This is a genomic window from Kitasatospora sp. NPDC092286, from assembly GCF_044755565.1.
Classification (GTDB): domain Bacteria; phylum Actinomycetota; class Actinomycetes; order Streptomycetales; family Streptomycetaceae; genus Kitasatospora.
The window spans coordinates 41,901-66,020 of record NZ_JBIVRD010000031.1 but is presented as its reverse complement, the minus strand read 5'-3'; the positions used below and the strand labels follow the sequence as shown (position 1 = coordinate 66,020).

Below are 24,120 nucleotides of genomic sequence, written 5' to 3'. Positions count from 1 at the left end.
CGCTCAGCCTCCGTCCTCGTCCTTGCCGACTCCGCGCCGGGCGTACTTCTTGTGCACCGCCTGCCTGGTCACCCCGAGGCAGACCGCGATGTCCTGCCAGGACCAGCCCTGCTCACGGGCGCTACCCACCTGCAGACCCTCCAGCCGGTCCGCCAGGTCACGCAGCGCACGGACCGCCCGAAGCCCCACCGCGGGGTCACGACTGCTCGCCGCCGCCGCGAGTTCTCCGCTCTCGCTCATGCCGTCAACCTAGGTTGACACCCTCCATCTGTCAACCCTGGTTGACGCCATCGCCCCGTCTCCCGGGGAACGCGAAAGGCGGGGCGAGGACGTGAAGTCCTCGCCCCGCCTCAGCGGAAGGTCACCTCTGCGAGGCCACCTCCCCGGGGTTCAGCGCCCGCTGTCAGCTGCAGCCGCTGGTGGAGCCGCAGCCCTCGCAGAGGTAGCAGCTGCCGGCGCGGCGCATCTTGGTGCCGCAGGAGAAGCAGAGCGGAGCGTCGGCGTTGAGGCCGAGCTGGATCTCGATCAGCTCCGTCGAGTTGTGGGCCTGGGCCGGGGTGGCCTTCGGGGCCTCGGCGACGGGGGCCGGCTTGGCCGGGACGACCGGCTCGGCGGTGCGCGGCGCGGACTGGGCGAGGGTCTCGGTGTCGAGCTCCTCGGCCTCCAGCGGCTCGTAGGAGCCCGTCTCCAGGTGACGCTGGCGCTCCTCGACGGAGTGGATGCCGAGCGCCGAGCGGGTCTCGAACGGCAGGAAGTCCAGCGCCAGCCGGCGGAAGATGTAGTCGACGATCGACTGCGCCATCCGCACGTCCGGGTCGTCGGTCAGACCGGCCGGCTCGAAGCGCATGTTGGTGAACTTCGCGACGTAGGTCTCCAGCGGCACGCCGTACTGGAGGCCGACCGAGACGGCGATGGAGAAGGCGTCCATCATGCCCGCGAGGGTCGAGCCCTGCTTGGACATCTTGAGGAAGACCTCGCCGAGGCCGTCGTCCGGGTAGGAGTTGGCGGTCATGTAGCCCTCGGCGCCACCGACCGTGAAGGAGGTGGTGATGCCCGGACGGCCCTTGGGCAGGCGCTTGCGGACCGGGCGGTACTCGACGACCTTCTCCACCGCGGCGGCCGGGGCCTCCTCGGCCTTCGGCGCGGCGTCCTTCTTCTTGGCCGAAAGGGGCTGGCCCACCTTGCAGTTGTCGCGGTAGATGGCCAGGGCCTTGACGCCCATCTTCCACGCCTCGAAGTAGATCTCCTCGATCTCCTCGACGGTGGCGGTCTCCGGCATGTTCACCGTCTTGGAGATGGCACCGGAGATCCACGGCTGGATGGCCGCCATCATCCGCACGTGGCCCATGGCCGAGATGACCCGCTCGCCCATCGCGCAGTCGAACACCTCGTAGTGCTCGGTCTTCAGGCCGGGCGCGTCCACCACGTTGCCGTGCTCGGCGATGTGGGCGACGACCGCCTCGATCTGCTCGTCCTGGTAGCCGAGGCGCTTCAGGGCGCGCGGCACGGTGCCGTTGACGATCTGCATCGAGCCGCCGCCGACGAGCTTCTTGAACTTGACCAGGGCCAGGTCGGGCTCGACGCCGGTGGTGTCGCAGTCCATCATCAGGCCGATGGTGCCGGTCGGGGCGAGCACCGACGCCTGGGCGTTGCGGAAGCCGTTCTGCGCCCCCAGGCGCAGCACGTCCTGCCAGGTCTCGGTGGCGGCGGCCCAGACCGGGGCGTCCAGGTCGTCGAGCGACACGGCGGCGAGCGAGGCGTCCGCGTGCTGCTTCATGACCCGCTGGTGCGGGGCGGCGTTGCGGGCGTAGCCGTCGTACGGGCCGACGACACCGGCGAGTTCGGCGCCGCGGCGGTAGGCGGTGCCGGTCATCAGGGAGGTGATGGCACCGGCCAGGGCGCGGCCGCCCTCGCTGTCGTAGGCGTGGCCGGTGGCCATCAGCAGGGCGCCGAGGTTGGCGTAGCCGATGCCGAGCTGGCGGTAGGCGCGGGTGGTCTCGCCGATCTTCTCGGTCGGGAAGTCGGCGAAGCAGATGGAGATGTCCATCGCGGTGATGACCAGCTCGACGACCTTGGCGAAGGTGACGGCGTCGAAGGAGTCGTCCTCGCGCAGGAACTTCATCAGGTTGAGCGAGGCGAGGTTGCAACTGGAGTTGTCCAGGTGCATGTACTCGCTGCACGGGTTGGACGCGTTGATCCGGCCGGACTCCGGGCAGGTGTGCCAGTGGTTGATGGTGGAGTCGTACTGGATACCGGGGTCGGCGCAGGCCCAGGCGGCCTCGGCCATCTTGCGGAAGAGCTTCTTCGCGTCGACGGTCTCGATGACCTCGCCGGTCATCCGGGCGCGCAGACCGAATTCGGTGCCGTTCTCGACGGCGGTCATGAATTCGTCGGAGACGCGGACGGAGTTGTTGGCGTTCTGGTACTGGACGGAGGTGATGTCGTCCCCGCCGAGGTCCATGTCGAAGCCCGCGTCGCGCAGGGCGCGGATCTTCTCCTCCTCCTTCACCTTGGTCTCGATGAAGGCCTCGACGTCCGGGTGGTCGACGTCCAGGACGACCATCTTGGCCGCGCGGCGGGTGGCGCCGCCGGACTTGATGGTGCCGGCGGAGGCGTCGGCGCCGCGCATGAAGGAGACCGGGCCGGAGGCGTTGCCGCCGGAGGAGAGCAGTTCCTTGGAGGAACGGATCCGGGAGAGGTTGAGGCCGGCGCCGGAGCCGCCCTTGAAGATCATGCCCTCTTCCTTGTACCAGTCGAGGATCGACTCCATGGAGTCGTCGACGGCCAGGATGAAGCAGGCGCTGACCTGCTGGGGCTGCTTGGTGCCGACGTTGAACCAGACCGGCGAGTTGAAGCTGAACACCTGGTGGAGGAGGGCGTGGGTCAGCTCGTGCTCGAAGATCTCGGCGTCACCGGGGGTGGCGAAGTAGCCGTTCTTCTCACCGGCGGCGCGGTAGGTGAGCACCACGCGGCCGATGATCTGCTTGAGGCTCCACTCGCGCTGCGGGGTGCCGACGGCGCCGCGGAAGTACTTGGACGTGACGATGTTCACCGCGTTGACCGACCAGAAGTCGGGGAACTCGACGCCGCGCTGCTCGAAGTTGATCGAGCCGTCGCGCCAGTTGGTCATGACGACGTCGCGGCGCTCCCAGCGGACCTCGTCATAGGGGTGGACGCCAGGGGTGGTGTAGATGCGCTCCATCCGCAGACCGCCCTTGGGCGCCTTGCCGGCTCCCTTGGCCGCGGCCTTGTCGGACTTCGACCCGCGTGCGGAACCGCTCGTGGTGTCTGTCACTTCTCGCTCCTCCTCCTGGGCAAACGCCCAAAGTGCCCCGAAAAATCCGGGCACCGCTGGTTCGCTTCTCCTGGTGTGCGGGCAGCCGAGGCCCTCGCCTGCCGATGCACGGTTTGTGGTGTTCTGTGCCCTTTTTTCGGGCATACGTCGGCCCCGAAGGGCCGCTGTGGCTGGTGGCCCCGGGGGGCCGGTGGTGCTTGGAGCCGGGCCTCCTAGGGCGCGGCGGCGGGGACGGGCACGCAGGTGCCGTCCGCCTCGGGGACGGGCCGTTCGGCGCGGAGTTCCGCGATGGCGGCCTCGAAGTCTTCCAGTCCGTCGTACGCCTGGTACACGCTGGCGAAGCGCAGGTAGGCGACCACGTCGAGCTCCTTGAGCGGTCCGAGTATGGCCAGCCCGACGTCGTGGGTGGTGAGCTCGGCGTTGCCGGTGGCCCGCACGCACTCCTCGACCCGCTGGCCGAGCTGGGCGAGGGCGTCCTCGGTGACCGGGCGGCCCTGACAGGCCTTGCGGACTCCGGAGATGACCTTCTCCCGGGAGAACGGCTCGGTGACGCCACTGCGCTTGATGACCATCAGCGCGGCCGTCTCCACCGTGGTGAAACGGCGGCCGCAGTCCGGGCACTGCCGACGACGGCGGATCGAACTGCCGTCCTCGGTGGTCCGGCTGTCGACGACGCGGCTGTCGGAGTGCCGGCAGAAGGGGCAGTGCACCTGAGGATCCCTCCCTGGCAGGACGTGCGGACCGGTTGAGTCTATGCGATGCGGACCGGGCCTCGGCAAGCTGATCATGAGGCGTGACCACTAGTACTGGGCACGGTGAGGACTGTAGCCACTACATGTAGGTCTTCGGGGGAAGCGACACCCCTGGCGTGTCGACGCGGATTAGACTGCCGGAGCCGATGATCGATCGAACATTTAATCGATGTACAACAAAGCCTTGATCGAGTCAGCCAACTCCCGAATAATTCACTCGAACGTGTGTTTGGCGCAACCTTTCGATAGGAGGTGCCGTTGGGCTGGAAAAGGGAGAGGACAGCCGTCGAGAGGGGCCGCCGTGAACACCATCGAAAGCAACACCATCCCGGTGCAGGAACACTCCCAGCTCAAGGTGGGGCTGCGCACCACGAATCAGCAGAGTGTGGATGTCAGCATGGACCGTAGCGAAGAACACCGCCTCTCCGGCCCTGCTGTTTCCAGCACGAGCCGCGTTCCCGACCAGCCGATCGAGCACGCCCCCGTGCTGGACGAGGCCCACCCCGCCCCCACGCGGGCGATGCCGGGGCGCCCCCCCGGGATCCGCACCGACGAGGCCGGTCTGACCGAGCGCCAGCGCCGGGTGATCGAGGTCATCCGGGATTCGGTCCAGCGGCGCGGCTATCCGCCGTCCATGCGCGAGATCGGCCAGGCCGTCGGCCTGTCCAGCACCTCCTCGGTCGCCCACCAGCTGATGGCCCTGGAGCGCAAGGGCTTCCTCCGCCGCGACCCGCACCGCCCGCGCGCCTACGAGGTCCGCGGCGTCGAGGTGGCCCGCCCCAACACCGCCGAGACGGCCGGGCGGCCGTCCACCTCGTATGTGCCGCTGGTCGGCCGGATCGCCGCGGGCGGGCCGATCCTGGCCGAGCAGACGGTCGAGGACGTCTTCCCGCTGCCGCGCCAACTGGTGGGCGAGGGCGAGCTGTTCGCGCTCACCGTACGCGGTGACTCGATGATCGACGCGGCCATCTGCGACGGCGACTGGGTGACGGTCCGCCGCCAGCCGGTCGCCGAGAACGGCGACATCGTGGCCGCGATGATCGACGGCGAGGCCACCGTGAAGCGCCTCAAGCGCGAGGACGGCCGGATCTGGCTGATGCCGCACAACCCCGCGTACGAGCCGATCAACGGCGACAACGCGACCATCCTGGGCAAGGTGGTCGCCGTCCTGCGCCGCCTCTGAGCACGGGCCGGGAGAGGCCGCCTCGGCGCCGGAACGAAGGCGCCGAGGGCCCGAAACGCTGGGGCCGGAAAACGGAGGGTCCCGAAACGCCGAGGCCGAGGAAACCCGGGGCCGAGGAAACCCGAGGGCCGAGGAAACCCGAGGGCCGAGGAAACCCGAGGGCCGAGGAAACCCGGGGCCGGAGACACCGGGACGGGAAGGGGCTCCACGCACCACCGCGCGGAGCCCCTCCGGCCTGTCCTGGGCCGCCGGTCAACCCCGCTTGACCACCGGGCGGACCGGCGCCGCCGAGGCGTCGATCGCCGCCAGCGACCGGCGCACCTGGTTGCGGTCGGTGGTGTACCAGAACTCCGGCATCGAGGACCGGAAGAAGCTCCCGTACCGCTTGGTCTCCACCCGCGGGTCGAGGACCGCCACCACGCCCCGGTCGTCCGCCGCGCGCACCAGCCGGCCCGCGCCCTGCGCCATCAGCAGCGCGGCATGGGTGGCCGCCACGGCCATGAAGCCGTTCCCGCCGCGCTGTTCGACGTCCTTCTGCCGGGCGCTCATCAGCGGGTCGTCCGGACGCGGGAACGGGATCCGGTCCATCACCACCAACTGACAGGCCGAGCCCGGCACATCGACGCCCTGCCAGAGCGAGAGCGTGCCGAACAGACAGGTGGACGCGTCCGACGCGAACTCGCGGATCAGCTCGCCCAGGGTGTCCTCCCCCTGGAGCAGGATCCGGTTGTCCAGCCGCTCGCGCATCGCCTCGGCGGCCGTCTGGGCGCCGCGCATCGAGGAGAACAGGCCCAGCGTCCGCCCGCCGGACGCACCGATCAACTCGGCCAGCTCGTCCAGCATGTCGGGCCGCTCGGGGTCGCGCCCCGGGTCGGCGAGGTGCCGGGCCACGTAGAGGATGCCCTGCTTGGGGTACTTGAACGGCGAGCCGACGTCGATGCCGCGCCAGTGCGGCACCGGGTCCTCGCCGAAGGCCGGCTCGGGGGCGTCGGCGGGCCCGCGCTCGTCCGGCAGCCGGGCCTCCGAGGGCAGGCCGACCGAGGCGGCGACGCCGTTGAAGTCCCCGCCGAGCTTGAGCGTGGCGGAGGTGAGCACCACCGAGCGCTCCTTGTACAGGCCCTCGCGCAGCAGCCCGGAGACGCTCAGCGGGGCGACCCGCAGCGAGGCGGTGCCCATCCCGAAGCGGTCGCTGCGCTCGATCCAGACCACGTCGTACTCGGAGTCCTCCAGCAGCCGGTCCGCCGTCTCGTGCAGCGCCTCGGCGGAGGCCATCGCCTGCTTGCGGACCGCGTCCTCGTCGGTGAGCGCCTTGTCCCTGGTCTCGCCCAGTGAGGTGATCACCTGCCGGCTGGCGTCCCGGATCGCGGTGACCGCGTACGCCAGGTACTCGGGCAGCTCCTCGACCCGGCCGGGCTGGGCCGTCTCCATCAGGCCGTGGAAGTTCTCCGCGGCGGCCTGCAGGGCGTCCACGGCCTTCTCGTTGGCGAGCCGGGCGGCCCGCTTCACGGCCCGGTTGACGGCGCCCACGGTCAGCTCGGCGGTGGCCGCGCCGGTGACCCGGTTGACCAGCTCGTGCGCCTCGTCAACGATCAGCAGCCCGTGCTCGGGCAGCACCGGCGCGCCCTCGATCGCGTCGATCGCCAGCATCGCGTGGTTGGTCACCACGACGTCCGCGAGCTTGGCCCGCTCGCGCGCCTTCTCCGCGAAGCACTCCTGCCCGTAGGCGCACCGGGTGGCGCCCAGGCACTCCTTGGAGGTGACGGACAGCTGGGCCCAGGCCTTGTCGGAGACGCCCGGGCTGAGGTCGTCCCGGTCCCCCGTCTCGGTCTCGTCCGCCCAGTCGCGCAGCCGCAGCACGTCCTGCCCGAGCTTGCCGGTGGGGCCGCCGAGCGCGTCCACCGGATCGAACAGTCCCTCGCCCTCCTCGCTCGGGGTGCCCTCGTTCGCCCGGTGCAGGCAGAGGTAGTTGGAGCGGCCCTTGAGCATCGCGAACAGCGGCCGGCGGCGCAGCACCGGGTGCAGCGCCTCGACGGTGCGCGGCAAGTCCCGCTCGACCAGCTGGCGCTGGAGCGCCAGGGTGGCGGTGGCGACCACCACGCGGTCACCGTGGGCGAGGGCGGGCACCAGGTAGGCGAGGGACTTCCCGGTGCCGGTGCCCGCCTGTACCAGCAGGTGCTCGCCGTGGTCGACGGCGTCGGCGACGGCTGCGGCCATCCTGGCCTGGCCGGGGCGTTCCACGCCGCCGACGGCCTCGACGGCGGCGTGCAGCAGCTCGGGGATACGGGCCCGGGGGACGGCGCCGGAGTCGTCCCCCGGGCCGTCGGCGGAGTCCTCGGCGACCTCGACGACGTCGTCAGCGGCGTCGTCGGCGTCGGCGGGAAGCTGGGATTCGGAGTCGTTCGTCATGACCCTCCCAGCCTACGGGGCGGGGGTGACAATCCGGTCCCGTTGACCGGGCAGCACCGTCGCGGCCTCGGCGGTGAGCGCGTTGGGGACGGTGCCGTGCCGGGCCGCGTGCGGGCGGTGCGGGCGGTCCCCGTAGCCGTCGAGCAGCAGCCGGTTGCGGTTGAGGCAGAGCCGTTCGATCCGCGGGCGGAACAGGTCGAAGAGCGCGAAGCGCTCGCCCAGCTCGGGGAAGCGTGCCTGGTAGCGGAGGATCTCGGCGCGCAGCAGGGCCCAGAACTCGGCCTCGGGCAGCCCGGTCTGCGTCTCCAGCAGCGGGGCGAGGTAGCGGTAGACGCCGACGAAGAGGCCGGAGTGGAGGAACTGGCAGAGGCCCTGCGGGTCCTCGCGCAGCAGTACCTCGTCCACCTCGGCGGGCAGGCCGCGCAGTTCGGGCAGGTCCTGGTCGCTCAGGTTGACGTCGTCGACGAAGTCCTTGACCGCGAGGCGGACCGGGGCGTCGTGCTCGTCGAAGACCAGGATGGCGTTCTCGCCGTGCGGGGAGAAGACCAGGCCGTAGTGGTAGAGGAAGTGCAGCAGCGGCGGCAGCATGGCGGCGAACAGCCGGGCGGTCCATGCGGCGGGGGTGAGCCCGGAGCGGGCGATCAGCTCGGCGGCGAGCGCCCGGCCGTCGGAGCCGGTCTGCAGCAGCGCGGCCAGGGTGCGGGCCCGCTCGCCGGGGTCGAGGAACGGGCCGAGCGGTTCGCGCCAGATCGCGCCGAGGAGCTCCTTGTACTGGTACGGCGCCTCGGGCAGCTCGCGGTAGAGCGGGTGGTCGACGGTGACCGAGGCGATCTCGCCGAGCAGCACGACCCGGCACTCCTCGCGCAGGAATCGGTCGGCCTGCCGGAGGCCGTGGATCCAGGCGGTGACGGCGGGTGCGGCCAGCGTGCGCTCGGTGGGCAGGCCGCGCCAGACTAGGGTGTTGAGGATGGCGAGCGGCAGTTTGACGGTGCAGCGTTCGGGGTGGTCGGCGTTGAAGAAGGAGCGGATGGACTGCTGGGGCAGCCGTAGGTCGCCGTCGGAGGGCAGCGGGACGATCTCACCGGTGGCGATCCAGGGGGCGAACAGCGGGACGACGGTCTCGTCCCACTGCCAGGGGTGGACGGGCAGCAGCAGGTAGTCCCCGGCGTCCGGGCCGAGGGCCGCGAGCAGCGCGCCGGGGTCGTCGAGTTCACGCCGGTAGAGCAGTTCGGGGCGGTCGAGTCCGGGAACGCCGCGGTACTGGGCGAGGCGCTTGTGGACGGCGATCCAGGGCAGCGGCAGCGGGGTACGGGCCTCCGGGGTCCAGCGGGCGGCGTCGGTGGCGGAGAAGCCGATCCGGCCCTTGTTGGGGACGATCCAGGGGTGGCCGCCCTGCCGGCCCTCCAGCTCGGTGTGGCCGAGGTCGGCGAGTTCGGCGGCGGTGAGCGCGGTGGCGAGCTGGTGGGCGTCGGCGGTCAGGGTGGCGGTGAGTTCGCGGATCAGGTGCCCGGTGGTGTCGCCGCGCAGGCCGAGGGCATGCCGGGCGTACGGGAGGAACCGCAGCGGGTCGAGGCCGTCGGTCTTCGAACAGCGCACCGAGTCCTCGTCGACCTGCCAGCCGCCGTACGCCCCGCGGCGAGCGGTGAACCGGTACTCGGCCTCGGGCAGCCGCAGCAGGTAGCCGCCGACGGGCCCGTCGGGGGCCGGGGTGATCAGCTCCTCGTAGGCGAACTCGCCGAGCATCTTGGCCAGCAGCGTGCGGCCGGCCCGCCGCCAGTGCCCGGCGGTGAGCTGTGGTGGCAGGTACAGCTGCGGTTCAGCGGCCGGCGGCTGCGGCACGGGTCCACTCCTGGGGTCGCGGGAAGCCCGGGGCGGGGGCGGGGACGGGTGGTGCGGGCGGGGCGAAGCCGGTCCAGGCTGTACGGGTGGGCAGCCGGTGGACGGTCCGGCCGGTGACGGCGTTGAGGATCACGGCGGCCCGGTGGGCGCCGAGGCCCAGGTCGGGGGTGCCGACGCCGTGGGTGTGCAGTTCGGCGTTCTGAACGTACAGGCCTCCGGTGAGTTCGGGGAGGGTCGCGACACGGTGTTCGAGGTCGACCTGGTAGCGGCCGGCGGCGTCCCACTCGATCAGGTGGGAGAGCGGTTCCAGGGCGGCGGGGCGGGCGGCGCGGTAGCCGGTGGCGAGGACGACGGCGTCGGTGCGCAGCACGTGCTCGGTGCCGGAGTCGAGGTGCCGGCAGTGCAGTTCGAGGGCGCCGCCGGGGCCGGGCCGGGCGGCGGTGACGGCGGTGCCCGGGGTGATCTCGACCGGGGTGCTGTCGATCGGGCGGCCGATGGTCCGCTCGTACAGGTGGTCGTGGATCTCGGCGAGGGTCTCGGCGCTGGCGGCCTTGTGCAGCTGCCACTGGGCCTCGACCAGGGGATCGCGGACGCTCGCGGGCAGGCTGTGGAAGTAGCGGGTGTAGTCGGGGGTGAAGTGCTCCAGGCCGAGCTTGGAGTACTCCATGGGGGCGAGCGCCCTGGTCCGGGTCAGCCAGCGCAGCCCGGTCCCCTCGTCGCCGTGGGGCGCCGCGCCGCGAGCGGCACCACCGTGGACGGCATCGCCGTACCGGCGGAGCAGGTCCAGGAAGACCTCGGCGCCGGACTGACCGCTGCCGACGACGGTGATGTCACGGGCGCCGTCCAGGGCGTCCCGGCGGTCGAGGTAGTCGGCGGAGTGGAAGACGCGCGGGTGTCCGTCGAGGGCGGCGAAGGCCTCGGGCCGGACCGGCCGGGTGCCGACGCCGAGCGCGAGGTTGCGGGCCTGCACCTCGGTGCGCCGGCCGGTGGCGATGGACCGCAGCTCGACCCGGAAGTGGCCGCCGCCGGCCGCGGCCACCCAGTGCAGGGCGGTGACCTCGGTGCCGAAGCGGCAGTTGCCGAGCCGTTCGGCGGCCCAGCGGCAGTAGTGGTCGTACTCCCGGCGGGGCAGCTGGAAGCGCTCGGCGAAGTAGAACGGGAAGAGCCGGTCCTGGTCGCGCAGGTAGTTGAGGAAGGACCAGGGGCTGGTCGGGTCGACCAGGGAGACCAGGTCGGCAAGAAACGGCACCTGCATCCGGGCCCCGTCCACCAGCATCCCGGGGTGCCAGCGGAACTCCGGGCGCTGGTCGCAGAAGAGCGTGCGCAGGCCCGGCACGGGCTCGGCGAGCGCGGCGAGCGAGAGGTTGAACGGGCCGATGCCGACGCCGAGCAGGTCGTAGGGCCCGGCCTGGGGTGCGGGGGTGTCCATGGGGTGGGGGTGTCCTAGGAGGCGTGAGGGCGGCGCGCGCGGACCATCAGGGCGGCGCGTTTGGCGGGCAGGTCGAGGTCCGCGGCATGGGCGAAGCCGGCCCGTTCGAAGGCCCGCACCGAGCGCCGGTTCCGGACGTCGGGTTCGGCGACCACCCGCTCGCAGCGCGGCCGTTCCCGCAGGATCCGGTCGGCGAGGGCGGCGAGCAGGGTGGCGCCGAGGCCGCGGCCGCGGCGGTCGGCGGGGCCGAGCAGCAGGTGGACACCGGTGTCGTGGGGCCGGGCCGGGTAGTGCCGGGCGAGCGGGTCGAGGTCGGCGCGGTAGATCTCCCAGTAGCTCATCGGGGCGCCGTCCAGCAGCCCGAGACAGGGCACGCTGCGACCGTCGCCGTCGAGTTGGGCCCGCAGGTGCCGTTCGGTGGCGGCGGGCGGGCCGTCGAGCTCCCAGAAGGCGGCCACCTCGGGGTCGTTCATCCACCCGGCGAGCAGGTCCAGATCGGCGGGAAGCCGGACCGGCCGGAGCCGGAACTCACCGGCGGCGGTGGTCATGCCGCCCCGGCCGGGCACGCCGTCGAGCGGGCAGGCGGGAGGCGTCACGCGCCGGCCACCGGGTTGGGGATGTCCACGTAGACGGACTGGGTGGCGACCGGGCCGACGAGTTCGTCCATGCCGTTGATCCGGGTGAGCAGGTTGGCCTTGCAGGGCAGGGTGGGCGCGTCCAGCAGCAGGCCGGGCAGCGCGGAGCCGGTGGCGGTGACCCGCGGACCGGACAGGAAGCCGCGCAGGGCGGCCAGCAGCACGCTCTCGTCGGCGAGCCGCTGGGAGCCGAAGGCGCCGATCAGTCCGAGGATGTGGTTGATGCCGAGGTAGTAGGCGAAGTGATGGTCGATCACCTCGTCGGCGAGGAAGGTGTCGCTCCGGGCGCCGAGGCCGGGCAGCCGGGCGGCGAGCCGCTCGGCCGCGCTCTCCCGGTAGTAGAAGCCCTGGTTGTCGCGGTAACGGCCGCCGTTCGGCCAGCCGTCGGCGTCGAGCAGGACGAGGCTGTTCTGCTGGTGGGCCTCCAGCGCGATGCCGGCCTGACCGTCCAGCCACAGGACGGGCAGCACGACGGTCTCCAGGTAACGCAGGAACCATTCGGCGGCCACGGTGCGCAGCGGGCGGCCGCAGCGGGCGGCGAGCGCGCGCAGGGTGTCGCCGAGCCGGGACGGCACGACGGAGCCGGTGCCGAGCGGCTGTTCGGCGACCAGCCCGGCGACGCAGAGGGCGCGCTCGGTGGGGCCGAAGGGCTGGGCGCGCAGCACGGTGTCCAGGCCGCCCGGGTCGCCGAGGCCGGGGTGGTCCACGCCGATCCAGGCCGGGTCGCGGACGACGTCGAAGCCGGGGTGGGCGGCCCGCCACTCGGCGGCCAGGCCACTCTCCAGCAGCCGGTGCACCTCCAGGCCGCGGTGGAGTTCCTTGCGGAGGTTCTCCCGGCGGGAGTTGGTGATCCGCAGGCCGAGCGAGAGCTTCAGCATCCAGGGGGTGCCGGGCCGGTAGACGGTCCGAACCGAGGAGGTGGGGTGCCAGGGTTCGCCGGACGGGCCGAGGTCGTGCAGCAGGCCGGCGGCGAGCAGCTCGGCGACGGCCGGGCGCAGCGCCAGCTCGCGGGCCTGCCAGGGGTGCAGGGGCAGCGCGGCGGTTCCGCGCGGGAGCCGGGCCCGGTCGCCGAGGAGTCGGGCGGTGATCCGGTCGGCGCTCTCGGCGACGGCGGAGCCGGCCGCGAGCAGCTCGCGGTCGACGGCGTACCAGTGGAGCTGGAAGGAGCCGTGGAGTTCCGGGGAGTACGCGGCGCTCTGCGCGGGGCCGAGGCCGTCGCGGCTCTTGGGGGTGGGGTGCAGCGGGTGGCCGAGCAGCAGGGACTGTTCGGCGGCGAGGAAGTGCGAGCCCTCCGGCCCCCCGGGGGCGGCGGCGGTGCGGCGGTGGGCCAGGATGTCGGCGGTGCGGACCACCGAGTCGGCGACCCGGGCGGCGAGGTCGGCGACCTGGCCGGGGTCGGGGCGCTCGGCGGCCGCGGTGGCGAGCAGCGCGGCGGTGGTGACGGCGTCCACGGGGGCGTCGGCGGTACCCTCGCCGGCCGAGAGGGTGGCGGCGCCGAAACGGTGCCAGCCACCCGGCGACCAGTAGCGGACGGGCGCGGAGAGCAGGGCCGCGCCGCCGAGGACGGCGACCCGCAGCTTCCCGTCCGGGCCGGGGGCGGCGCCGGTCTCGCGGGTCCAGCAGCGCAACAGCGCCTCCAGGGCGGCCTGTTCGGCGGCGACGGCGGGGTCGGGGTGCAGCAGCAGGTCGGGCTGCGCCGGGCGGTCGGGGGAGGTCCGGCAGGCCGGGATGTGGGGCGGGGCTCCGGTGAGGGCGGTGGTCAAGGCTGCTCCTTGGGGCGCGTGGGGGTGCGGACGCGCAGGGATGCTGGAGAGGATGTGGCGGGCGCTCTCATCGTCGCGTCAGGTAAGGGTTACCTATCCCTGACGGGTGATCACAAGGACGGCTCACTCGTCCGGGTGAAGAGCGGTGATTGTTCACCACTCGGCGGGGAGTGCCTGTTGTTCCAACGACGCCGCCGGGAGTTCGTCACAGATTGATGACCTCCGACCGGGGCCGCAACCCGGGGGTCGGCCCGTGTCGTCCTGGTGGCCAGTGGGAGACTCCAAGGCGGCGAGCCGCCGGCGCACCGGACTACCAGGGGGAAGCGAACACCATGCCATTGATCCACCGGTCGGCCCTGGCCGCGGCACTGGCCGCGGGGACGTTGCTCGCCGTGAGCGCCTGCGGGCCGGACGGCCCCTCGGGCGGGGGCACCGCCGCTCCGCCACCCGCCTCGGCGAGCGCCGCGACCACGGCCGCCGCCGGGAGCGGCGGGGTGATCGGCGGGCTCACCCTGCCCTCGGGCATCCCGACCAGTCTGCTGGAGGGCCTGCCGAAGAGCTGGGACGACCTGAAGAAGTGGAACTTCCAGGACTGGGACAACTGGGCGTCCAAGCACGTCTTCAACAACCCGGTCGTGAAGGACTTCTGGAACCCGGACAAGATGGGCGACTCCAAGCCCGCCGACCCGGCGCCGCCGACCGCGAAGCCGGCCGACGGCGCCGCGGTCACCGATCCCGAGCCGGCGCCGGTCAAGGCGGTGCCGGTGGCCCGCCCGTACACCAAGCAGCCTTCCGGGAAGGTGTTCTTCAGCGCCCAGGGCGGCCGGGGCAACTGCTCGGCGACGGTGGTCACCGACCCGGCGCACCCGGGCAAGAGCAATCTGGTCTGGACGGCCGGGCACTGCGTGCACGAGGGCAAGGGCGGGAACTTCTTCAAGGACCTGGTGTTCGTGCCCGCCTACAACAACTCCGGTGCCTCCAGCGGCGGCAAGAAGGCCCCGCTCTCCGAGCTGGCCCCGCTCGGCACCTGGTGGGCGGACCAGGTGACGACCTCGCCGCAGTGGATGGTCGAGGGCGGCGGTAGCGGCGATGCCGCCAACCAGTACGACTTCGCCATCATGCGGGTGCACAACCAGAACGACAGCGGCAAGTCGCTGGAGGAGGCGGTCGGCGCGGCCGTCCCGGTCTGGTTCGACGCGCCGCGCGACAAGCTCGCCGTCTCGGCCGTCGGCTACCCGCTCTACAAGCCGTTCGACGGCCAGGAGCTGTACAAGTGCGAGGGCGGCCGGCCGACCCGGCTCTCGTTCGACCCGAAGCGGCCGCCGATGCTCACCATCGGCTGCACCATGACCCAGGGCTCCAGTGGCGGCGGCTGGTTCGCCACCATGCCGGACGGGAAGACGGCGCTGGTCAGCAACACCTCGGTCGGCACCCAGGACCACACCTCGCTGAGCGGCCCGTATCTGGAGGCGGTCGCCAAGCAGGCCCTGGACTGGATCTCCAAGAAGCAGTAGCCGCCCCTACCTCCACCACGTCCACGGGAACCGATCCACCATGCCGAAGACCAGCCGGGCCGGCGCGCCGCGGCGCCGGGCCGCCCTGGCCGGCGCCGTGTCGCTCGTCGCGCTGCCGTTCACCGCGACGGCCTGCGGGCCGGACGGCGCGGCGGGCACCGGCAGGCCCGCGGCGACCGTCGCCGCGGGCCTGCCGGGCGCCGCGCTGCCCGGCGGCCCGCAGGAGCCGGCGAACTGGAAGGTCGACGACTGGACGAGGTTCGCCCGCGAGAACGCCTTCAGCAACGAGGTGACCCAGGGCTTCTGGTCCACCGCCAGGATGGAGAAGGCCAAGGGCCGGGCCACGCCGCAGTTCTCGTACCGGACGGCCGGCGGCGACGTCGAGCGGGACGATCCGCCGGCCGCCGTCCCGGCCACCCCGCAGCCGCACCCGTACAGCCAGGCGACGGCCGTGGTCGGCAAGATCTTCATGACGGCGTCCGGGGGCGACTCGACGTGCTCGGGCACCGTGGTCTCCGATCCGGCCCAGCCGGGCCGGAGCAACCTGGTCTACACCGCCGCGCACTGCCTGCACGACGGCAAGGGCGGCGGCTGGCTGAAGAACATCGTCTTCGTGCCGGGCTACAACCGCGACGGCCAGGCCGTCCGGGGCAGGCCGTACACCGAGCAGCAGGTCGCCCCGTACGGGCGGTGGACGGCGGTGCGCGCGCTGGTCTCGCCGGCCTGGGTGAAGGAGAGCGGCGTCGGCCCCGGCTCCCCGTACGACTACGGGATCGTCCGGGTCCGCGACGAGAGCGGCTCCGGCCGGTCGCTGGAGGAGACGGTCGGCAGCTCCGTCCCGGTCTGGTTCAACGCCCCGCGGTCCCAGATCACCTCGGTGTTCTCCTACGGCTACCCCGCCGAGCGGCCGTTCGACGGCATGGAGCTCCACCACTGCGACGCCGCGGCCAGGCCCGCCAGGCTGTCCTTCGGCCCGGCCCACCCGCCGATGTACGTGATCGGCTGCACGATGACCGGGGGCTCCAGCGGCGGCGGCTGGTTCATCAACAAGGACGGCAAGCCGAACCTGGTCAGCGTCAACGCAATCGGCAACCGCAACCCGTCCGAGTACCTGGCCGGGCCGTCCCTCCAGGACCAGGCCAAGCAGGCCTTCGACTACTTCAGCAAGAACGCGAAGTAGCCCGGGAACGCCGACGGGCCCCGGTCTCCGTGAAGGAGACCGGGGCCCGTCCGGTGTCGTCCGGGCTCAGCCCTGGCTCAGCCCTGGGTCAGCGCCACCGTGTAGCGCTCCAGCTCGGCGGCCAGCTCCGCCGCCACCTTGGCGCGCAGCAGGGTGCCCTCGCCGGTGTGCTCGGTGGAGATCAGCTCGCCCTCGGCGTGCACCCGCGAGACCAGGTCCCCCCGGGTGTACGGGACCAGGGCCTGCAGCTCGATGGCGGGGCGCGGCAGCTCGTCGTCGATGAGCTTCAGCAGCTCGTCGATGCCCTGGCCGCTGCGGGCCGACACCACGATGGCGTGCGGCTCGCGGCGCAGCAGGCGCTGCAGCACGTGCGGGTCGGCGGCGTCCGCCTTGTTGATCACCACGATCTCCGGCACGTTCTGCGCGTCGACCGAGACGATGACCTCGCGGACGGCGGCCAGCTGCGTCTCCGGCTCGGGGTGCGAGCCGTCCACCACGTGCAGGATGAGGTCGGCGTCGGCGACCTCCTCCATGGTCGAGCGGAACGCCTCGACCAGGTGGTGCGGCAGATGCCGGACGAAGCCGACGGTGTCGGCCAGGGTGTAGAGCCGGCCGCTCGGGGTCTGGGCCCGGCGCACGGTCGGGTCGAGGGTGGCGAACAGCGCGTTCTCCACCAGTACGCCCGCTCCGGTGAGCCGGTTGAGCAGCGAGGACTTGCCGGCGTTGGTGTAGCCGGCGATCGCCACGGACGGCACCTGGTGGCGCTTGCGCTCCTGGCGCTTGGTGTCGCGGCCCTTCTTCATCTCGGCGATCTCCCTGCGGAGCTTCGCCATCTTCTCGCGGATCCGGCGCCGGTCGGTCTCGATCTTCGTCTCACCGGGACCGCGGGTGGCCATACCGCCGCCGGAGGAGCCGGAACCGCCACCACCCATCTGCCGGGAGAGCGACTGGCCCCAGCCACGCAGCCTCGGCAGCATGTACTGCATCTGGGCGAGCGAGACCTGCGCCTTGCCCTCACGGGACTTGGCGTGCTGGGCGAAGATGTCCAGGATCAGGGCCGTACGGTCGACGACCTTGACCTTGACCACGTCCTCCAGGTGGATCAGCTGGCCCGGGGTGAGCTCACCGTCGCAGACCACGGTGTCGGCGCCGGTCGCCGCGACGATGTCGCGCAGCTCCTTGGCCTTGCCGGAGCCGATGTAGGTGGCCGCGTCGGGCTTGTCGCGTCGCTGGATGACGCCGTCCAGCACCTGGGAGCCGGCCGTCTCGGCGAGGGCGGCGAGCTCGGCCAGCGAGTTCTCCGCCTCCTCGGCCGTGCCGTCGGTCCAGACGCCGACGAGCACCACGCGCTCCAGGCGGAGCTGGCGGTACTCGACCTCGGTGACGTCCTCGAGTTCGGTGGAGAGGCCGGCGACGCGGCGCAGCGCGGCTCGCTCGCTGCGGTCGTACTGGTCGCCGTCGTAGTGGTGGCCGCGGTCCTCGTCGATGGCCGCGAGGTCCTCGTCCATGAGGGCTTCCGCCCGCATACCGTCCAGGCGGCGCGGGGCGTCGGCGTGGTCGCGGGTGTCGAACGTGGAGGTCATTCTGTCCTTTGGCTGCTGGTACGGATGGCCTGTGCACGACCGCGGGCAACGGTCGCACTCGGAGTCTGCCCAGCTGCCGCCCCGTCTACCGCTCGGGCGAGGTGTGAGCTACCCCTCAGGGCCGCGGGTGGCACTGGGGCTCGTGTGCCCAGTCAACGCCGCGGACCGGCCGTGCATTCCCCATGATGGTCGCACGCCCGGTGCGGGCGGGTCATCCTTATTTCCCGCCTCACGCGCCCTGGCCGACTCCGGCGCGCGCGCCGGGGCGCGTACGGCGCCTCCCCCCTCGGGTGCGTGCGGGCGGCTGACGTCGTACACCCCGGAGACCCTCAGCATCGCCCGCATCACGGCGGGCAGCACGGCCGGCTCGGGCAGCTCGACGGTGTAGGTGTGCCGGACCCGCAGCTCCTGCGGCGGCTCGACCTCGGCCGAGACGATTCCGACGCCCTCGCCGGAGATCGCCGCGGTGAGGTCGGCGAGCAGCCGGGGCCGGTTCAGCGCCTCGGCCCGCAGGGTGACCCGGTACCCGGAGGCCGGGGTTCCGCCGGGCTGCCAGTGGATCTCCAGGACGCCCCGCCCGGCCGCCCGCATCCGCTCCCCCGCCGGGCAGCCGGTGCGGTGGACGGCGACCGCGCCGCCCCGGATCGGGAAGCCGCTGACCTCGTCCGGCGGAACGGGCGTGCAACAGCGGGCCAGCCGGACCGGCGCCCCGGGCCGGCCCTCCACCGCCACCGGGGCGGTGCCGCGCTCGGCGACCCGGTGCGCGGGCGGCGCGGGCTGCCCGGCGGAGGGCCCGGTGCGCACCACCGGCAGGCGCGTGGGGTGGCCGGCCAGCCAGCGTTCGATGGCCAGCCGGGCGGCGGGGGTCCGGGCGTGCGCCAGCCACTCGGGCGCCGGTCCGGACGGCTCGGCGGCCCGCGGGCCGTTCTCGGTGAGCACGGCGAGCAGGTCGCCGTCCTGCAGCACGGTGGACAGCGCGGTGAGCCGCCCGTTGACCCGGGCGCCGATGCACCGGTGGCCGGTCTCCTCGCCGAGCAGGTAGGCGGCGTCCACACAGCTGGCGCCGGCCCTCAGCTGAAGCGTTTCGCCGGTCTCGGTGACCACGGTGATCTCGCGGTCGCCGGCGAGGTCGGCGGTGAGCGCCGACCAGAAGGCGTCCGGGTCGGGCGTCTCCTGCTGCCACTCGAGCAGCCGGCTGAGCCAGCCGGGCCGGGCCGGATCGGTGCGGTCCAGCTCATCGCTCCCGGCCCCGGCGCCGGCGCCGGACGCCCCGGCAGCGGACGGCCCCCCGCCGACCGCCGCCGCGCCGGGCTGCTTGGGGTCGCCGAGGGCCACCACCCCGGTCTCCGCGACCTCGTGCATCCGCCGGGTGCGGACCAGCACCTCGACCACCGCGCCGCCGTCGAGCGCCACGGCGGTGTGCAGCGACTGGTACAGGTTGAACTTGGGCGCCGCCACGAAGTCCTTGAACTCGCCCGGCAGCGGCGTCCAGCAGGTGTGCAGCTCGCCGAGCACCGCGTAGCAGTCCGCGTTCTCCTCGACCACCACCAGCAGCCGCCCGAAGTCGGCGGGCTGCGCCCCCTGCGGCCGCCCGTCCCGGCCCCGCGCGGCGGCCCGCTTGAGCAGCACCCGGTGCAGCGAGACCAGGTGCCGGGGGCGCACGGTGACCTCGGCGGCCACCCCGGTCTCGGCGAGCTGACGGGCCAGCGTACGGGCGAACGGGGCGAGCAGGGCGTCCGGTTCGGCCTCGTGGCCGGCCACCAGGGCCCGGGCCCGGGCGTACTCCTCGGGGTGCAGGGTGGCGAAGACGATGTCCTCCAGCTCGGCCTTGAGCACCTGGATGCCGAGCCGTTCGGCCAGCGGGATCAGCACGTCCCGGGTGACCTTGGCGATCCGCACCTGGCTGGCCGGCTTCATGTGCCGGATGGTGCGCATGTTGTGCAGCCGGTCGGCGAGCTTGACGACCATCACCCGGACGTCGTCCCCGGTGGCGACCAGCATCTTGCGGAAGGTCTCGGCCTCGGCCGCCGCACCGAAGTCGACCTTCTCCAGTTTCGTCACCCCGTCGACCAGATAGGCGACTTCGGGGCCGAATCCTTCGCTCACCTGGTCGAGCGTCAACTCGGTGTCCTCGACCGTGTCGTGGAGCAGCGAGGCGACCAAGGTGGTTGTCCCGGCGCCGAGTTGGGCCAGGATCATGGTGACGGCCAGCGGGTGGGTGATGTACGGCTCGCCGCTCTTGCGCTTCTGGCCGCGGTGGCTCGCCTCGGCGAGCCGGTAGGCCCGGCCGAGCAGGCCGAGGTCGGCCTGCGGATGGTGGCGCCGGTGTGCCTGCACCAGCGGTTCGAGCGCATCGGGGACGGGCGGGCGGTCGGTGGCCAGCAGGGCGGCGCGCCCGGCCCGGCCGAGTGCGGCCCGGCCGAGTCCGCCGAGGGGCCGCTTGGGCCCGGCCTGCCGTGCGGATGTCGGCTGCCCCGCCAGGGGCTGCCCGGCTTCGATGGTCATCGGCACCTCCGGCAGCGGTCACCGGAGCCTTGGCCGACCCGGTGGTCCATGCTACCGAGCAGAGCACGTTCCGCGGTGCGCTGCTTCCTGTCCGTCAGCCGGATCACCCGAACGGGGGGATTCAGCACCGCCCGAATTGGGCAAAACGCCCGCCCCCGAAGGGCTCAGCCCCGGAGCACGCCGAGCCACCCCGGGTCGAGCCGGCCGCTGGCCACGATCACCGCGGGGCCGGTCATCTCCACCCGGCCGTCCGGGTGTTCGGCGATCACCAGCCGGCCGCCCGGCACATCCACCGTGTAGCTGACGGTCTCTCCGGTGACCGCCGGGTCGGCGCCGTCCCGACGGGCCGCGGCCACCGCGACGGCACAGGCGCCGGTGCCGCACGAGCGGGTCTCGCCGGAGCCGCGCTCGTGCACCCGCATCGCGACGTGGCGCGGTCCGCGGTCCACCACGAACTCGACGTTGACGCCTTCCGGGTAGACCCCCTCGGGGCTGGTCAGCGGCGCGGTCAGCAGGTCGCCGGCGTGGTCCAGGCTCGCCACGAAGGCCACCGCGTGCGGGTTGCCCATGTTGACGTTGCGGGCCGGCCAGCGCCGCTCGCCGACCGCGACCTCGATCCCGTCCGGTCCGGGCAGCACCGCGCGCCCCATCTCCACGGTGACGTCGCCGGGCGTACCGTCCTCGGCGGCCTCGGCCACCCTGACCCGCCGCACGCCGGCCCGGGTCGCCACCGTCAGTTCGCCCGGCTCGGCCAGCCCGGCCTCGACCAGGTAGCGGGCGAAGACCCGCACGCCGTTGCCGCACATCTCGGCGATGCTGCCGTCGGAGTTGCGGTAGTCCATGAACCACTCGGCCCGGTCGGCCTGGTCCGCGGCGGCCGGGTCGGCGGCGGAGCGCACCACCCGCAGCAGCCCGTCACCGCCGATACCGGCCCGGCGGTCGCAGAGCGCGGCGACGGCCTCGGGGCCGATCGCCAGCCGGCCGTCCGGGTCCGGGAGGATGACGAAGTCGTTCTGGGTGCCGTGCCCCTTGAGAAAGAGGAGGCCAACGGGCTGCTGGGAGGATTCGCTCACCCTCCCGATGGTACTGAGCCACCGCGCAGGGCACCGGCCGGGCCCGTAGGGCGGACCGGACGACCGGCCGGACGGCCCCGGCAGGCCTCAGCGCAGGTGGACGACCCGCCACAGGGCGAGCGCGCAGGCGGCCAGCGCGATCAGGGTGTAGATCACGATCGCCTTCCATCCGGCCCGTTCGCCGGAGCCGCGGCGCGGCAGGCCCGGCCACTTGTACCCGGCGTGCCGGGCGGCCATCGCCCCCCAGCCGACCGAGGCGGCGGTGAGCAGCATCCCGAGCATCCCGACCATCGCGGAGCCGGTTCCGCCGGAGCCGAAGGCGAGCGGGAAGGCGAACATCAGCGAGCCGACGGTGGCCAGCAGCGCGATCGGCAGCGTCTGCCACCAGCGCAGCCGGCGGCGCGGGCGGATCTCCCGCTCGTGCACCGCGCCGGAGGGGGTGCGGGTGTCCAGCGCGGGCAGCGCGACCGCGTAGGAGGTGGGGGCGTCGAGGCCCGCCAGCACGGGCAGGTCCGGCAGGGTCGAGGCGTCGGGGCCGTCGGCCTCGGCGGTGGCGCTCCCGCTCTGCCCGGATTCGGGGCCGGTACCCGTCGACACGCGGCCTCCCCTGACAGTTCGACACGAGTGCGGACTCGCGGCCGGACGCGACCGGCCCTCGCGGACCGGCCCTTATGGCATCGATGATGGCATGTCCAGGGGGGCGTTCCGGGCCTGACCGGGGCCATCGGGTGATCCGTGGCCATCACGTGATCGGGCCGTAACCGCCGGTTCGTTCTGCACGCCCGCCTGCGCGCGCAGGTGCACCGCCGGATTGGCCGGATACCGCCTACGCGCCGTCCTTTTCCTGACGTTCGATCAGCTCCAGCGAGTCCGCCAGCAGCTCGGCCGGGTCGGCACCGGCCGGGCGGGAGAGCCAGTGGATCCGGCCGTCCCTGCGGAACCAGGACTCCTGGCGGCGGGCGAACCGCTTGGTCGCCCGGACGGTCTCGGCGCGGGCCTCGTCCTCGGTGCACTCTCCGGCGAAGTGGTCCAGCACCTGCTGGTACCCGAGCGCCCGGGAGGCCGTGCGCCCCTCGCGCAGGCCGAGCCGCTCCAGTGCCCGCACCTCGTCCAGCAGTCCGGCCTCCCACATCCGGTCCACCCGCAGGGTGATCCGCTCGTCCAGTTCGGGCCGCGGCACCGCGACACCGATCTGCACCGCGTCGTAGACGGCGGTGTTGCTCGGCAGGTTGGCGGTGAACGGCTGCCCGGTGATCTCGATGACCTCCAGCGCCCGGACGATCCGCCGGCCGTTGCCGGTCAGGATGGCCTCGGCGGCGGCCGGGTCCAGCTCGGCCAGCCGCCGGTGCAGCGCGTAGGGGCCGGCCTGCTCCAGCTCGGCCTCCAGCCGGGCCCGGACGGCCGGGTCGGTACCGGGGAAGTCCATCTCGTCGATCGCCGCCCGGACGTACAGCCCGGAGCCGCCGACCAGGACGGGGGTGCGGCCGGCCGCGAGCAGCCGGTCGATCTCGGCGCGGGCGAGCCGCTGGTACTCGGCGACGCTGGCGGCCTCGGTGACGTCCCAGATGTCCAGCAGGTGGTGCGGGACGCCGTCGCGCTCGGCCCGGGTGAGCTTGGCGGTGCCGATGTCCATGCCCCGGTAGAGCTGCATCGAGTCGGTGTTGATCACTTCGCCGTCGAGACTGCGGGCGATGGCGACGGCCAGGTCGGACTTGCCGGCGGCGGTCGCGCCCACCACGGAGACGACACGGGGCTGAACGGTACGGGAGCTGCTCACGGCACCAGTCTCGCAAAACCGCCGCCGCGCCGTTGACCTCCCCGCCCGACTGGTCCTATTGGGTGACGATATGCCTGATTAAGGCCAGGTCTGCGGTTGAGAACGGTTCGACCGCGACGGACGTTGAGCAGAAGACAGAAAGGAACGGTGAGAACGCCATGGGTCTGATGGACAACCTCAAGGGCAAGGCCGGAGAGCTCAAGGAGAAGGCGAGCGAGCTGGCGGGCAAGCACAGCGAGCAGATCGACAACGTGGTGGACAAGGCCGGCGGCGCGATCGACAAAGCCACCAAGGGCAAGTACACGGAGAAGATCGAGACCGGCACCAGCAAGGCCAAGGGCGCGGTGGACGACTTCGCCCACAAGCCGCAGCCGGGCAACGGCGGCCCGTCGGCCTGACCCGCGTTCCGGTCACCCCGTTCCGGCCGGTCGTGCCCGGCCGGAACGGCTCAGCCCCAGGACGCCACGACGTACCCGACGCCGTACGGCGCGTCCTGGTAGCCCAGCCGTGCCTTGAGGCCGGCGCCCTCCGCGGCGCCGGCCAGCACCTGCCAGGGGGCCCGGCCCTCGGCCCGCAGCTCGGCGGCCAGCCCCTGGTCCACGGCGGCCAGCGCGGCCAGGTCGGCCGAGCCCAGCGCCTCCGCGAGCGCCGCGTCGAAGCCCTCGGCGCGCTCGTCCAGGTAGCCCGGCGCCTTCACCGAACGGCAGGCGCTGCCGTCCCCCATCACCAGCAGTCCGACCCGGTCGGCCAGCCCGGCCAGGCCCTGGCCCAGCCCGAGCATCCGGTCGGCGGGCGCGTCGGCGGGCACGGCGCAGGCGTGCGTCGGCAGGGCCGCCCCGGCCCGCTCCAGCAGCCAGGCGCCGACGGTCAGCGAGGGCGCCAGCTCCGGCCCCTCGACCCGGCCGGACGGCAGCCTGGCCACCAGCGGCACCCCGTAGCGGTGGAAGGAGCCGGCCCCGCCCTCCGTCCACACCTCGGCCTCCGGCCCGGTGCCGACCACCACAACCAGGTCCGGCCCGGCCCCGAGCAGTGCCGCCACCGCCTCGTCGCAGGCGGCGCGCAGCGGCTCCAGTTCGGCGGCCGCCCCGGCGGCGACCTCCGGGACGAGCAGCGGCGGACAGGGGCAAACGGCGGCGGCTACCAGCATGCGGATCACTCTAACGAAAGCGGCCCGGCGGGATCACCG

18 protein-coding genes are annotated in these 24,120 nt (G+C 73.0%); 4 read left to right on the top strand and 14 right to left on the bottom strand.

Annotation, left to right across the window (positions count from 1 at the left end; genetic code table 11):
• Positions 1-3: 3 nt before the first annotated feature.
• The 3 genes from ACIQIB_RS27715 to nrdR form a co-directional block, all read right to left on the bottom strand.
• Positions 4-240 (bottom strand): RNA polymerase subunit sigma-70, encoded by a 237-nt coding sequence (locus ACIQIB_RS27715; RefSeq protein ID WP_400761304.1) that lies wholly within the window; start codon positions 238-240, stop codon positions 4-6.
• A 163-nt stretch (positions 241-403) separates the two neighbouring features.
• Positions 404-3,295, bottom strand: a complete 2,892-nt coding sequence (locus tag ACIQIB_RS27710; protein ID WP_400761302.1) for a vitamin B12-dependent ribonucleotide reductase — start codon at positions 3,293-3,295, stop codon at positions 404-406.
• A 212-nt stretch (positions 3,296-3,507) separates the two neighbouring features.
• Entirely contained in the window at positions 3,508-4,005 is a 498-nt protein-coding gene (nrdR, locus tag ACIQIB_RS27705; RefSeq protein WP_363609550.1) for a transcriptional regulator NrdR, read from the bottom strand.
• Positions 4,006-4,567: 562 nt separating this feature from the next.
• On the opposite strand from nrdR, the gene lexA reads away from it, so the two are divergent.
• Positions 4,568-5,230: a transcriptional repressor LexA gene (gene lexA / locus ACIQIB_RS27700; protein WP_400657444.1), complete on the top strand. Its 663-nt coding sequence runs from the start codon at positions 4,568-4,570 to the stop codon at positions 5,228-5,230.
• A 252-nt stretch (positions 5,231-5,482) separates the two neighbouring features.
• On the opposite strand, the gene ACIQIB_RS27695 is transcribed toward lexA, so the two are convergent.
• The 5 genes from ACIQIB_RS27695 to ACIQIB_RS27675 are packed head-to-tail and all read right to left on the bottom strand — an operon-like array spanning position 5,483 to position 13,302.
• The gene (locus ACIQIB_RS27695; RefSeq protein WP_363609554.1) at positions 5,483-7,636 is read right to left on the bottom strand and encodes an ATP-dependent DNA helicase; all 2,154 of its coding nucleotides are present in this window, start codon (positions 7,634-7,636) and stop codon (positions 5,483-5,485) included.
• 12 nt (positions 7,637-7,648) lie between these two features.
• Positions 7,649-9,475, bottom strand: coding sequence for an IucA/IucC family siderophore biosynthesis protein (locus tag ACIQIB_RS27690; RefSeq protein WP_363609556.1), 1,827 nt, complete (start codon positions 9,473-9,475; stop codon positions 7,649-7,651).
• Entirely contained in the window at positions 9,453-10,904 is a 1,452-nt protein-coding gene (locus ACIQIB_RS27685; RefSeq protein ID WP_400761300.1) for a lysine N(6)-hydroxylase/L-ornithine N(5)-oxygenase family protein, read from the bottom strand. Before ACIQIB_RS27685 ends, ACIQIB_RS27690 begins: the two co-directional genes overlap by 23 nt.
• 14 nt (positions 10,905-10,918) lie before the next feature.
• Positions 10,919-11,500, bottom strand: a complete 582-nt coding sequence (locus ACIQIB_RS27680) for a GNAT family N-acetyltransferase (protein WP_363609560.1) — start codon at positions 11,498-11,500, stop codon at positions 10,919-10,921.
• On the bottom strand, positions 11,497-13,302 hold the full coding sequence (locus ACIQIB_RS27675; protein ID WP_400657401.1) for an IucA/IucC family protein: 1,806 nt from the start codon (positions 13,300-13,302) through the stop codon (positions 11,497-11,499). The genes ACIQIB_RS27680 and ACIQIB_RS27675 overlap by 4 nt, the downstream gene beginning before the upstream one ends.
• Before the next feature lie 332 nt (positions 13,303-13,634).
• Between ACIQIB_RS27675 and ACIQIB_RS27670 the strand changes: the two genes are divergently transcribed.
• On the top strand, positions 13,635-14,816 hold the full coding sequence (locus ACIQIB_RS27670; RefSeq protein WP_363609562.1) for a hypothetical protein: 1,182 nt from the start codon (positions 13,635-13,637) through the stop codon (positions 14,814-14,816).
• A 40-nt stretch (positions 14,817-14,856) separates the two neighbouring features.
• Complete coding sequence (locus ACIQIB_RS27665; RefSeq protein ID WP_363609564.1) at positions 14,857-15,996, top strand: hypothetical protein; 1,140 nt, start codon at positions 14,857-14,859, stop codon at positions 15,994-15,996.
• Between the two features lie 77 nt (positions 15,997-16,073).
• Here the strand turns inward: ACIQIB_RS27665 and hflX are convergent, their stop codons facing one another.
• The 5 genes from hflX to miaA form a co-directional block, all read right to left on the bottom strand.
• Positions 16,074-17,579 carry a GTPase HflX gene (hflX, locus tag ACIQIB_RS27660; protein WP_363609566.1) on the bottom strand — a complete coding sequence of 502 codons (1,506 nt, stop codon included), beginning with the start codon at positions 17,577-17,579 and terminating at the stop codon, positions 16,074-16,076.
• Between the two features lie 108 nt (positions 17,580-17,687).
• On the bottom strand, positions 17,688-20,084 hold the full coding sequence (locus ACIQIB_RS27655; RefSeq protein WP_400761296.1) for a RelA/SpoT family protein: 2,397 nt from the start codon (positions 20,082-20,084) through the stop codon (positions 17,688-17,690).
• Positions 20,085-20,248: 164 nt separating this feature from the next.
• Positions 20,249-21,157, bottom strand: a complete 909-nt coding sequence (gene dapF, locus ACIQIB_RS27650; RefSeq protein WP_363609570.1) for a diaminopimelate epimerase — start codon at positions 21,155-21,157, stop codon at positions 20,249-20,251.
• A gap of 87 nt (positions 21,158-21,244) precedes the next feature.
• A complete protein-coding gene (locus ACIQIB_RS27645) occupies positions 21,245-21,754 on the bottom strand; it encodes a hypothetical protein (RefSeq protein ID WP_363609572.1) in 510 nt (169 codons plus the stop codon).
• Positions 21,755-21,983: 229 nt separating this feature from the next.
• Positions 21,984-22,934, bottom strand: coding sequence for a tRNA (adenosine(37)-N6)-dimethylallyltransferase MiaA (miaA, locus tag ACIQIB_RS27640; RefSeq protein WP_363609574.1), 951 nt, complete (start codon positions 22,932-22,934; stop codon positions 21,984-21,986).
• A 158-nt stretch (positions 22,935-23,092) separates the two neighbouring features.
• Here miaA and ACIQIB_RS27635 point away from each other — a divergent pair, with 158 nt between their 5' ends.
• The gene (locus ACIQIB_RS27635; RefSeq protein WP_363609576.1) at positions 23,093-23,332 is read left to right on the top strand and encodes an antitoxin; all 240 of its coding nucleotides are present in this window, start codon (positions 23,093-23,095) and stop codon (positions 23,330-23,332) included.
• A gap of 50 nt (positions 23,333-23,382) precedes the next feature.
• Here ACIQIB_RS27635 and ACIQIB_RS27630 read toward each other — a convergent pair whose 3' ends face one another.
• The gene (locus ACIQIB_RS27630; protein WP_363609578.1) at positions 23,383-24,081 is read right to left on the bottom strand and encodes a class III extradiol dioxygenase subunit B-like domain-containing protein; all 699 of its coding nucleotides are present in this window, start codon (positions 24,079-24,081) and stop codon (positions 23,383-23,385) included.
• Between the last annotated feature and the right edge of the window lie 39 nt (positions 24,082-24,120).